General features: G+C 70.5%; 9 protein-coding genes. 7 read left to right on the top strand and 2 right to left on the bottom strand.

The window, feature by feature from the left end:
• The first annotated feature begins 9 nt into the window (after positions 1–9).
• From AB0E91_RS03675 to AB0E91_RS03660, 4 genes are all read left to right on the top strand, one after another.
• Complete coding sequence (locus AB0E91_RS03675; protein WP_161180594.1) at positions 10–801, top strand: ATP-binding cassette domain-containing protein; 792 nt, start codon at positions 10–12, stop codon at positions 799–801.
• On the top strand, positions 798–2090 hold the full coding sequence (locus AB0E91_RS03670; RefSeq protein WP_361774560.1) for a sugar ABC transporter permease: 1293 nt from the start codon (positions 798–800) through the stop codon (positions 2088–2090). Before AB0E91_RS03675 ends, AB0E91_RS03670 begins: the two co-directional genes overlap by 4 nt.
• Positions 2091–2270: 180 nt before the next feature.
• On the top strand, positions 2271–4190 hold the full coding sequence (gene dxs, locus AB0E91_RS03665) for a 1-deoxy-D-xylulose-5-phosphate synthase (protein ID WP_361774557.1): 1920 nt from the start codon (positions 2271–2273) through the stop codon (positions 4188–4190).
• 176 nt (positions 4191–4366) lie between these two features.
• Positions 4367–5878: an amino acid permease gene (locus AB0E91_RS03660; RefSeq protein ID WP_361774554.1), complete on the top strand. Its 1512-nt coding sequence runs from the start codon at positions 4367–4369 to the stop codon at positions 5876–5878.
• A gap of 47 nt (positions 5879–5925) precedes the next feature.
• On the opposite strand, the gene AB0E91_RS03655 is transcribed toward AB0E91_RS03660, so the two are convergent.
• On the bottom strand, positions 5926–6318 hold the full coding sequence (locus AB0E91_RS03655; protein WP_361115526.1) for an NTP pyrophosphohydrolase: 393 nt from the start codon (positions 6316–6318) through the stop codon (positions 5926–5928).
• A 72-nt stretch (positions 6319–6390) separates the two neighbouring features.
• Here AB0E91_RS03655 and AB0E91_RS03650 point away from each other — a divergent pair, with 72 nt between their 5' ends.
• Positions 6391–7407, top strand: a complete 1017-nt coding sequence (locus tag AB0E91_RS03650; protein ID WP_361774550.1) for a hypothetical protein — start codon at positions 6391–6393, stop codon at positions 7405–7407.
• A 51-nt stretch (positions 7408–7458) separates the two neighbouring features.
• Here the strand turns inward: AB0E91_RS03650 and AB0E91_RS03645 are convergent, their stop codons facing one another.
• Positions 7459–8547 (bottom strand): LCP family protein, encoded by a 1089-nt coding sequence (locus tag AB0E91_RS03645; protein ID WP_361774547.1) that lies wholly within the window; start codon positions 8545–8547, stop codon positions 7459–7461.
• A 544-nt stretch (positions 8548–9091) separates the two neighbouring features.
• Here AB0E91_RS03645 and AB0E91_RS03640 point away from each other — a divergent pair.
• The gene (locus tag AB0E91_RS03640; RefSeq protein ID WP_361774544.1) at positions 9092–10810 is read left to right on the top strand and encodes a stealth family protein; all 1719 of its coding nucleotides are present in this window, start codon (positions 9092–9094) and stop codon (positions 10808–10810) included.
• A complete protein-coding gene (locus tag AB0E91_RS03635) occupies positions 10807–11763 on the top strand; it encodes a hypothetical protein (RefSeq protein WP_361774541.1) in 957 nt (318 codons plus the stop codon). Before AB0E91_RS03640 ends, AB0E91_RS03635 begins: the two co-directional genes overlap by 4 nt.
• The last annotated feature ends 3 nt before the right edge of the window (positions 11764–11766 follow it).

Below are 11766 nucleotides of genomic sequence, written 5' to 3'. Positions count from 1 at the left end.
GCGAAGGAGTTGGTTCACGTGTCCGCTACGCCCGTGCTGGCGTTGCGCGGAGTCTCCAAGCGATTCGGTGCCGTCCAGGCGCTCACCGATGTCACGCTGGAGGTCCACGCCGGTGAGGTGGTCGCCCTGGTGGGCGACAACGGTGCCGGAAAGTCCACGCTGGTGAAGACGATCGCCGGTGTGCACCCCATCGATGAGGGTGTCATCGAATGGGACGGCAAGACCGTCCAGGTCAACAAGCCGCACGACGCCCAGAACCTGGGCATCGCCACGGTGTACCAGGACCTCGCGCTGTGCGACAACATCGATGTCGTCGGCAACCTCTACCTGGGCCGGGAGCTCCGCCGCGGCGGCATCCTGGACGAGGTCGAGATGGAGCGGCGCTCGCGTGAGCTGCTGGACCAGCTCTCGATCCGCATCCCCAGCGTCCGCATCCCGATCGCCTCGCTCTCCGGCGGTCAGCGGCAGGTCGTGGCCATCGCCCGCTCCATGCTCGGCGAGCCCAAGCTGGTGATCCTCGACGAGCCCACCGCCGCGCTCGGCGTCGAGCAGACCGCCCAGGTCCTCGACCTCGTCGAGCGGCTGCGGGAGCGCGGCCACGCCGTGATCCTCATCAGCCACAACATGGCCGACGTCAAGGCGGTCGCCGACAAGGTGGCCGTTCTGCGCCTGGGCCGCAACAACGGCGTCTTCGAGGTCAAGTCGACCTCTCAGGAAGAGATCATCTCCGCCATCACCGGCGCCTCGGACAATGCCGTCACCCGTCGTGCGGCGCGCACCAATGGGGAGATCAAGAAGTGAGCATCGACAAGACCTCCACGTCCTCCGGGGACGCGGCCGTGGCGAACCCGGAGGCCGCTCCCGGCGCCGGTGTCGCCGTGGACCCCCGGCTGCTGGTGCGCGAGCAGGGCCTCGCGGGCTACGTCGGCGAGTTCAAGCGCAAGATGAAGGCCGGCGACCTGGGCTCGATGCCCGTCGTCGTCGGACTCATCGTCATCTGGATCATCTTCCAGAGCCTGAACTCCAACTTCCTCACCGCGGGCAACCTCTCCGACATCTCCGTCGCCATGGTCGGCACGGGCATGATCGCCGTCGGTATCGTGTTCGTCCTGCTGCTCGGCGAGATCGACCTCTCGGTCGGCTCCCTCTCCGGTGTCGCGGGCGCGACCTTCGCGGTGCTGAACATCACGAACGGCATGAACGAGGTGCTGGCCTTCGTGCTGGCGATCCTCACGGGCACCGTCGCCGGTGCCGTCCAGGGCTTCTTCTTCGCCAAGATCGGTGTGCCCGCCTTCGCGGTCACCCTGGCGGGTCTGCTGTTCTGGAACGGCCTGATGCTCAAGATCCTGGGCGACAACGGCACGATCAACCTCAACAGCGACGGCCTCGTGGCCAACCTGACGAGCTACTACTTCTCCGACGTGGCCGCCGCCTACGGTCTGGCCGCCGTGGTGACCGTGCTCTTCTTCCTCAACTCCTTCCTCGCCAACAAGCGCCGCGAGGCCGCCGGTGTGCCGTCGAAGCCGCTGAGCGAGACGATCCTGCGCACGGTGCTGCTCGGTGTCCTCGCCTTCGCCGTCGCGATCGTCTTCAACCAGTACAAGGGCCTGCCCCTGGCTGTCGTGATCTTCGTCGCGGTCCTCTTCGTCACCGACTTCGTGCTGCGCCGCACGGCCTACGGCCGCAAGGTGTTCGCGCTCGGCGGCAGCGTCGAGGCCTCCCGCCGCGCCGGTATCAACGTCGACCTGGTCCGCATCTCGGTGTTCGCCATCTCCGGCACCTTCGCGGCGCTGGGCGGTCTGTTCATCGCCTCCAAGATCGCGTCCGCCAACCAGGGCGCCGGTGGTGGTGACCTGCTGATGAACGCCATCGCGGCGGCCGTCATCGGTGGTACGTCCCTCTTCGGCGGCCGCGGCCGCACCTGGAACGCGCTCCTGGGCGTGCTGGTCATCATCTCGATCCAGTACGGCCTGGCCCTCCAGGGCATCCCCTCGCCGGTGCAGTACATGATCACCGGTGGTGTCCTGCTGGCGACCGTCGTCATCGACGCCGTCACCCGCAAGACCCAGAAGTCGGCCGGCCGCGCGTAAGCGCGGTCAGGCTCAGAGGCCCGGCGCAACGGAGCGCCGGGCCTCTTCGGCGTCTCCGGCCGCTTCCGGCTGCCCGTGAAACAACCATGGGCACGCCCGGACACCGGCGGCCGGAGCGGAACATTAGACTCATCAAGCCCGGCAACAGCTCGATCAGCTCTTATCTGCAAGGAGGCACGGGTGCCGCTGCTGACCCGCATCACGGGACCGCGCGATCTGGACCGGCTCAGCCTGGAGGAGCTGAACCAGCTGGCGGAGGAGATCCGGACCTTCCTCGTCGAGGCCGTCTCCAAGACCGGCGGCCACCTCGGCCCCAACCTCGGTGTGGTCGAGCTGACCATCGCCATGCACCGGGTGTTCCACTCGCCCAAGGACAAGGTCCTGTGGGACACCGGCCACCAGTCCTACGTGCACAAGCTGCTCACGGGACGCCAGGACTTCTCCCGCCTGAAGATGAAGGGCGGCCTGTCCGGCTACCCCGCGCAGAGCGAGTCCGAGCACGACGTCATCGAGAACAGCCACGCCTCCACGGTGCTCGGCTGGGCCGACGGCATCGCCAAGGCCAACGAGCTCAAGCAGCGCGACAGCCACGTCGTCGCCGTCATCGGTGACGGCGCGCTGACCGGCGGCATGGCCTGGGAGGCGCTGAACAACATCGCCGAGGCCAAGGACCGCCCGCTCGTCATCGTCGTCAACGACAACGAGCGCTCCTACGCGCCCACCATCGGCGGCCTCGCCAACCACCTGGCCACCCTGCGCACCACCGACGGCTACGAGCGCTTCCTCGCCCGTACCAAGGACCTGCTCGACCGCACCCCGGTCGTCGGCCGCCCGCTCTACGACACCCTGCACGGCGCCAAGAAGGGCCTGAAGGACTTCATCGCCCCGCAGGGCATGTTCGAGGACCTGGGCCTGAAGTACGTCGGCCCCATCGACGGCCACGACATCGAGGCCCTGGAGTCCGCGCTGGCCCGCGCCAAGCGGTTCGGCGGCCCGGTCATCGTGCACTGCCTCACCGAGAAGGGCCGCGGCTACCAGCCCGCCCTCCAGGACGAGGCCGACCGCTTCCACGCCGTCGGCAAGATCCACCCCGACACCGGTCTGCCCATCGCCACCTCCGGCGCGGACTGGACCTCGGTGTTCGGCGAGGAGATGGTCAAGCTCGGCGAGGAGCGCGAGGACGTCGTCGCCATCACGGCGGCCATGCTCCAGCCGGTCGGCCTGGACAAGTTCGCCAAGCGCTTCCCCGACCGCGTCTACGACGTCGGCATCGCGGAGCAGCACGGCGCCGTCTCGGCGGCCGGTCTCGCCCACGGCGGGGTGCACCCCGTCTTCGCCGTCTACGCCACCTTCCTCAACCGCGCCTTCGACCAGGTCCTGATGGACGTGGCCCTGCACAAGTGCGGTGTCACCTTCGTCCTGGACCGCGCGGGCGTCACCGGCACCGACGGCGCCTCCCACAACGGCATGTGGGACATGTCGATCCTCCAGGTCGTCCCCGGGCTGCGCCTGGCCGCGCCGCGCGACGCCGACCAGGTGCGCGCCCAGCTGCGCGAGGCCGTCGCCGTCGAGGACGCGCCGACCGTGGTGCGCTTCTCCAAGGGCGCCGTCGGCCCCGCCGTACCGGCCCTGCGCAAGGTCGGCGGCATGGACGTGCTGCGCGAGCCCGGCGCCGACCGGCCCGACGTGCTCCTGGTCTCGGTCGGCGCGCTCGCCCCGATGTGCCTGGAGATCGCGGACCTGCTCGACAAGCAGGGCATCTCCACCACCGTCGTCGACCCCCGCTGGGTCAAGCCGGTGGACGAGGCCATGGCCCCGCTCGCGAACGAGCACCGGGTCGTCGTCACCGTGGAGGACAACAGCCGCGTCGGCGGTGTCGGCTCCGCGATCGCGCAGGCGCTGCGCGACGCGGGCGTGGACGTGCCGCTGCGCGACTTCGGCATCCCGCCGCGCTTCCTCGACCACGCCTCGCGCGCCGAGGTCATGGCCGAGATCGGGCTGACCGCGCCGGACATCGCGCGTCAGGTCACCGGCCTGGTCGCCAAGCTGGACGGCCGCTTCGAGGAGACCGCGGCCGCCGTGGAGGCCGCGCGCGACTAGCCGGGAGAAGAGAGCGCGCGCGAAGGCGCGCTCCCGGACCGACCCTTCGGGCCGGTTCCGCCGCCCTCTCCGGGTGGCGGAACCGGCCCGCTTGCGTGAACCTGCCAGTGCCGGGCACACGCATCCCCGGCCCTCTCGATCATGTCGAGGTCGACGCGCGTGGGAGGTAGGTACGTGTGAGCACGCTCTTCCGGACGAAGAACGTCGAGCAGTCCATCCGGGACACGGAGGAACCGGAGCATTCCCTCAAGAAGTCCCTCTCCGCCCTCGACCTGACCGTCTTCGGCGTCGGTGTCATCATCGGCACCGGCATCTTCGTACTCACCGGCCAGGTGGCGAAGAACAACGCGGGCCCCGCGGTCGCGCTGTCCTTCGTCGTGGCCGGCATCGTCTGCGGCCTGGCCGCGCTCTGCTACGCCGAGTTCGCCTCCACGGTCCCGGTGGCCGGGTCCGCGTACACCTTCGCGTACGCCTCCCTGGGCGAACTGCCCGCCTGGATCATCGGCTGGGACCTGGTGCTGGAGTTCGCGCTGGGCACGGCGGTGGTGGCGGTCGGCTGGTCGGGCTACATCCGCTCGCTGCTGGACAGCTGGGGCGCGACCCTGCCGCCGTACCTCTCCGGGCGGGACGGCGCCACCGGGTTCGGCTTCGACGTCCTCGCGGCCGCGCTGGTGCTGCTGCTGACCGTCGTCCTCGTGGTCGGCATGAAGCTCTCGGCCCGGATCACCTCCGTGGTCGTCGCGATCAAGGTGATCGTGGTGCTCATCGTGATCATCGGCGGCGCCTTCTTCATCACGGGCTCCAACTACGACCCGTTCATCCCGCCGGCCCAGCCGGCCGAGGCGGGCGGCGACCTCAGCGCACCCCTCATCCAGCTCATGTTCGGCTGGGCCCCGGCCAACTTCGGGGTGATGGGCATCTTCACCGCAGCCTCGGTGGTGTTCTTCGCGTTCATCGGCTTCGACATCGTCGCCACCGCCGCCGAGGAGACCCGCAATCCGCAGCGGGACATGCCGCGCGGCATCCTCGGCTCACTGGTCATCTGCACCCTGCTCTACGTCGCCGTGTCCATCGTGGTCACCGGCATGCAGAAGTACAGCCAACTGTCGATCGAGGCGCCGCTCTCGGACGCCTTCAAGGCGCTCGGACACCCCTGGTTCGCGGGCATCATCAGCTTCGGCGCGGTGATCGGTCTGACGACCGTGTGCATGATCCTGCTGCTCGGCCAGACCCGGGTGTTCTTCGCGATGAGCCGGGACGGGCTGCTGCCCCGCTTCTTCTCCCGCGTCCACCCGCGCTTCCGCACCCCGCACCGGCCGACCATCCTGCTCGGCGTGATCATCGCGGTCATCGCGGGCTTCACCAGCCTGAGCGAGCTGGCCGAGCTGGTGAACATCGGCACGCTGTTCGCCTTCGTCGTCGTCGCGCTCAGCGTGATCATCCTGCGCAAGACCCGGCCCGACCTGCCCCGCGCGTTCCGCACCCCGTGGGTGCCGGTCCTGCCGATCCTGTCGGTGTGCGCCTCGCTGTGGCTGATGGTCAACCTGCCCACCGAGACCTGGATCCGTTTCGCCATCTGGATGGCGATCGGCTTCGTCGTCTACTTCGCCTACGGCCGCACCCACAGCCGCCTCGCGGTACGGGAGCGGGAGGCGGCGGGGGAGAAGCCCCCGGGCGGCGCCCACTGAGCGCGGGCGCGGGGCGCGTGAATGCGGACGCGGGCGGGGGCGGTGGCTCAGCCCAGTGCCGTACGGGGGCCGGACACGTCCGCGCCCAAGTCACCCACCCGGCGCCGCAGTTCGCGGTCGGCCGTGACCACCAGACGGTCGCGGTCGCCCGCACCGGCGACCAGCTCCACGATCCAGTCGTCGCCGCTGCCGGGGGCCGACTCCACCCGTACCCCGGGCACGGACTCGACCCCGCGCGCCGCGCCCTCCACGACGAGCACGATCTCCACGTCGTCCGTGCGGCCGGGCAGTCCGTCGGTGGCGAGCCGGTCCCGCAGCCGCTCGGCGGCGCCCTTGCGGTCGCGCCACCAGCCGTCGGGCCGTGAACCGACGACGTTCGCGCAGTCCACGATCGCGAGGAGAGGGCCTGCCTGGTCAGCGTTGCCTTGCACGTCGTCCATGCCTCCAGCGTCCCACGCCCGTGCCGAGGGGGCGCGGGACAGCGCCCGGACCGGGCCGTTTATGGTGATTCTGTGAACGGCGACTGGCTCATATGCGGCCGCGACGGGCGGCTCGGTGTCTACCACCCCACGGGCGACGCGGTCGTGTGCCGGGCGGAACACCTGCCGGGCGGCGGCTGGACCGACCCGCGCAGGGTGGGCGGCGAACAGACACTCCATCCCGTCCTCGGCGTCGGCCAGGGCGCGGACGGCTATGCCCACCTGGTCTCGTGGCGGCCCGCCGCCAACGGCGCGGCGGAACTGGTGCACTCCACCCACTTCCGCGCGCATCTCGCCGCGCTGGACTGGGTCCCCATCGGCCACCCCAACAAGCAGGGCCCCCGCACCGGTACGCCCGCCGTCGCGGTGGACGCCCAGGGCCGCGCCCATGTCTTCGTCCGCAACGGCGGCGGCGGGGTGAGCATGGCCGTCCAGAAGGAGCAGGGCGGCTGGGCGCCCTGGAAAGACCTCAAGGGCAGCGGCGTCCAGGACGGCCTCGCGGCGATCACGGGGGAGTCCGGTCTCGTCGAGCTGTACGCGGCGGTGCCCGGCGGCATCCTGCACTGGCGCCAGGAGAAGCCGGGCGCCGAACCGGTCCGCACGGAGGCCCTGGAGACCCCGGTCCGCCCCGGCACGCTGTACGCCCTGGCCACCTCCCCGGAGCGGACGACCCTCTTCTACACCGACGACTCCGGCACCCTCTCCGCCTGGCGCCCCGGTGCCCAGCCCGCCGCGCTGCTGGCCGCCGCCAGTTCCGGCCCGGTGACCGCCGTCCGCTGCACGCTCGACGGGCACGGCTGCACCCTGTTGGCCCAGCGCACGGCGAACGACCGGGTGGCGTTCGCCGCCTACCCCACGGAGCTGGAGTCGGCCGGTGCCTGGTGGGCCGAGTCGGGCCCGCGCCTGGCCGAGGACGCGGTGGTGTCACTGGCGACGGACGAGTACGGCCGTACGGTCGCGGCCGCGCTGTCCCCCTCCACCGGGCGCCTGCTGCTGACCCGCCGCAAGGACGAGCCGGGGCTCGCGCTGGAGGCGTGGCGCGAGGTCTGAGGCGGGCCGGGGCTCCGCGCCGGGACCTGCCCGCGCGGAGCCCCGCCGGACTCAGGGGGTGTCGCCGCCCCGGGCCGGGGACTTCCTGGCCGACTCGGGAATCGCCTTGTCGGCGCGCACGGCCTGCCACAGCTCCTTGGCCTGCGGTTCGGCGGCCACGACCCGGTTGGGGTCCTGGGTGTCGTAGCGCACCGGCAGCATGAGCGTGTCCATGGTGGCGGGGTCGACGCCGTTCATGCTGCGGCTGAACTCCGCGAGCTTGGTGAGGGAGTCGAGCCCGGAGTCGGTCGTGAGCGACTCGGTCAGCTTGTCGGCGACGGTGTACGCCTTGGTGGGGCTGCCGAGCAGATCCTGCTTCTTGATCTCGGAGAGCAGGGAGATCAGGAACTTCTGCTGGAGGCCGATGCGTCCGAGGTCGCTGCCGTCGCCGATGCCGTGCCGGGTGCGTACGAACTCGAGGGCCTGAGTGCCCGTCAGCCGGGTGGTGCCCGCCTTCAGGTCGAGGCCGCTGGAGGAGTCGTGGATGTCGCGGTCCACGGTGACGGGCACCCCGCCTATCGCGTCCACGAGCCCCTGGAAGCCCGCGAAGTCGATCTCCACGAAGTGGTCGAGCCGTACGCCCGACATCTGCTCGACCGTCTTGACCACACAGGCCGGACCGGCCACCGAGTAGACCGAGTTGAACATGACGCGCTTGGCCGGGGGCAGTTGTTTGCCGCTCCGGGTCGTGCACTCGGGCCGGGTCACGAGGGTGTCGCGCGGGATGCTGATCGCGACGGCCTTCTTCCGGCCCTCGGGTATGTGGATCACCAGCGCGGTGTCGGAACGGGCGCCGGAGACCTTCCCGGTGTGCAGGGCCGCGTTGGCACCGGAGCGCGAGTCGGAGCCGAGCATGAGCAGGTTCTGCCCCGAGGTCGGCAGCTTCTCGGGGCGGTTGTCGCCGATGGCGCGGTCGAGGTCGACGCCCTTGATGTTGGAGTCGAGGCTGTCGTAGAGCCAGTAGCCGGTGCCGGCGCCCGCCAGGACGAGCACCGCCAGCGAGAGCAGGATCCACCGGCCGGTACGGCGCCGACGGCGGGGCGCGTCACTCTCGGGCGTCCGGGGCGGACCGGCGGGTGCCTCGGCCTTGGGAGTTGTCATGAAGTCGCTGTCCTCGTCTGCTCATGCCAGGGCGATTTCGTGTTGAGTGCTCGGACAGACCGACCAGCCGCGACGGACGTTGTACGGCAATGATGTAGATCACATGGCATGTCTGTGTAGGTCGTACATGCGAAGCTGGTGCGGTCGCCGGTCACGTGGGAGAGATGACCAATGCGTGGTCATAATGTGCACGGGGCGTGCATATTATGTGACGACTCAATATCTTCGGATCGAAGGGGGTGCCTCGTCGTGATGCGCTCTCGGCCGGTCCGGCGTGCTGGGGAGGACGGCGTCCGGGCCCGCTGGGCCTGATTCCGTTCGGCGGGACGGGGTGTTCCCGCGCCGATGCCGCGCGCGATGGGGGGCGACGGCCCCGGTTCGGGATGGAGTTGCTGTCCGGGTGGTCGACTCCGGACTTCGAGTTGGATGGTGTGGACGTCGGGTGAGCCTGAACAATCCTGAGGCAAGCGCACTTGTGTCGACATATCGATCTGTTGTGCCGGCGGGGGCCCGGCGCTGGATCGTCCAGAAGGTCCCCACCCCCATGCGTACCTCGGTGAAGCGGTCCTTCGCCACCGCCGACGCCGTCCGGTCCGCGGCCGTGGTCCGTGCGATGAGCGGCCGTCGCCGGGGCGAGGTGGGCGCCACCGACGATGTCCGGCGCGTCGTGCGGGTGGCCGGCAAGCACCTCCAGGCCGTGGAGGTGGACGGCGCCACGGAGTGGGCCGCGCGGGCGCGCAACCTCCATCTCCTCGTCTCCTTCCTGGAAGAGGCCGGGATGGACTACTTCTGCGTCCGCGGCACCGCTTCGCCGCGGGTGCCGTGCGTGGCGATTCCCGCCCGCTGGCGCGGGCGGTTCGAGGAGCTGCTGCAGGCCGCCTGCGCGCGGTATCCGGGGTACGTCGGAACGGCGTCCCCGCTGCGTCTGCGGCCGGGCGGTTCGGCGACGAGCTGGCGTGCGCTGCGCGGGCAGAGCGTGCTGCGGCTGGCCTGGGTGGTCTGCGACCCCACCGGAAAGCTGGTTTTCGGCGGCGAGTCCGGCTGTGACATCGAGTTCTGGGACGAGGTCGACGGCAAGCTCGTGGCGCCGCGCCCCAACAAGGTGGTGACCGAGATCCCCGTGGACGCGGGGAGGTGCTGGGCGGGGCAGAAACGTTTCAGCACGGTGCCCGGCCCCTACCTGACCGGCCGTACCCGTACCCTCCCCGAGTTCCTCGCCGCGCTGCCCGACGACCACCTCTTCCCGATCGACGTCGTCTACACCTGGGTCGACGATTCGGACCCGCTGTGGCGTGCGCGCAGGGACGCGGCCCGCAGGCAGCTCGCGGCGGGCCGGGGGGACGTACTGCACGAGCAGGCGGCCAACGACGCCCGGTTCACCAGCCGGGACGAGCTGAAGTACTCGCTGCGGTCGCTCCACCAGTACGCCCCGTGGGTGCGCAACATCTTCCTGGTCACGGCCGGCCAGGTGCCCTCGTGGCTGCGTACGGACTTTCCCGGCATCCGCGTGGTGGACCACCGGGAGATCTTCTCCGACCCGGACGCGCTTCCGACGTTCAACTCCCATGCCATCGAAAGCCAGTTGCACCACATCGAGGACCTGGCGGAGCACTTCCTCTACCTGAACGACGACGTGTTCTTCGGGCGTCCCGTGTCGCCCGGGACCTTCTTCCACCCCAACGGGCTGACCAAGTTCTTCCAGTCGAAGGCGCTGATCCCGTCCGGGGGCGCCAGCTCGGACGACCTCCCCGTCAACGCGGCGGGCAAGAACAGCCGGGGCCTGATCGCCCAGCAGTTCGGCACGGTCATCTCCCAGAAGATGAAGCACACTCCGCACGCGCTCAGGCGCAGCATCCTCGCGGAGATGGAGCACGTGTACGGCAAGGCCCACCGCGTGACCCAGCACTCGCGCTTCCGGTCGCCCACCGACGTGCCGATCGCCTCGTCGCTGCACCACTACTACGCCTACGGATCGGCGCGCGCCACCGTCGGCGACATCCGGTACCTCTACGTCGACCTGGCCGACGAACTGGCCCAGCGGCGGCTCAACAACCTTCTGGCACGCCGCAACTTCGACACCTTCTGCATGAACGACACCGTCACCGCCGCCGATCCCGAAGCGCAGGCTCGCATGGTCTCCACCTTCCTGGACTCCTACTTCCCGGTCCCCAGTCCTTTCGAGGCCGCCCCCGAGGCTGCCCCCGAGACCGCGCCGCTCCGCGGTGCCGCCCGCAGGGGAGAACTGGGGAACACCGAGTCATGACGCTCCGCCACAAGACCTCGGCCGTCACCCGGCGGGCGACCGCGGTCCCGCGCCGTCTGCGCCCCCGTGCGGTCCTCCTGCGTGCCCGGCTGATGGCCTTCCTGATCCCGCTCCGCAGGCGTGCCGCGCAGGTCCGCTACGCCGGCATCCTCGACGGCCAGACCGTGAACCTGCATGTCCAGCTGCCGGCCTCGGCCGGACTGCCCGAGCAGGCGGAGATCATCCTGAGCCGCGGACGGCACAGCCACCCCACCGAGGCTCGTGTCTACCGGGGCACCGAGGGCGAGACCTTCGTGGACGCCGCCGTCCTGCTGGGCGCCGGGGTCGGCGGGCTTCCCATCGGCACCGGACGCTGGCGCGTGAGACTGCGGGTCCGCACCGGACGGCGCACCCGCACGCTGTCGCTGCTGCTGGTGGAACCGCCGGTGCCCTACGCCGGCCCCACCAAGCCGATGGAGGCCTCCCCGGTGACGGGCGAACGCCACCGCATCGGCCGCTCCGTGCGCGGCAGCGTCCGCGTGGTCAGCGCCGACGCCCGTGCCGCCGTCGAGGTGGCCAAGGTGCACCTCGAACATTCGGGACTCACCGTCGACTTCCGGGTGCTGGGCACCCGGTTCGAGGAGCCGTGGGCCGAGTTCACGGCCTCCGGACGCACCGTCGAGCAGGCCGTCACCGTTCTCGGACCCGACATCCTCCGCGTCGACGTGCCCCTGGGCGAGATGGCGCCCCGTGGTGTCCGGCCCGAACACTGGGACGTCCGGCTGCGCGACGCCACCGGCAGGTCGCTGCGTCTGGGGCGCAGGCTGCACGACGTGCGCAATCCGCTGCGCGTCTTCGCCGTCCGCCGGCTCGCCGTCACCCCGCCGGGGCTCACCACCATGATCGTCCAACCGCGCTACACCCCCGCAGGGAATCTCCGGGTGACCTGCACGCGCATGCCCGAGGCAGGCTGAACC

Source organism: Streptomyces sp. NPDC026659 (genome assembly GCF_040638245.1).
In the GTDB taxonomy this organism is placed as follows: domain Bacteria; phylum Actinomycetota; class Actinomycetes; order Streptomycetales; family Streptomycetaceae; genus Streptomyces.
This window is presented reverse-complemented; position numbering and strand designations above follow the sequence as displayed.

Coding starts and splice junctions, on each gene's coding strand:
- AB0E91_RS03655 (WP_361115526.1), bottom strand. CDS start 6,318: ATGGACGACGTGCAAGGCAACGCTGACCAGGCAGGCCCTCTCCTCGCG.
- AB0E91_RS03645 (WP_361774547.1), bottom strand. CDS start 8,547: ATGACAACTCCCAAGGCCGAGGCACCCGCCGGTCCGCCCCGGACGCCC.
- AB0E91_RS03640 (WP_361774544.1), top strand. CDS start 9,092: ATGCGTACCTCGGTGAAGCGGTCCTTCGCCACCGCCGACGCCGTCCGG.
- AB0E91_RS03635 (WP_361774541.1), top strand. CDS start 10,807: ATGACGCTCCGCCACAAGACCTCGGCCGTCACCCGGCGGGCGACCGCG.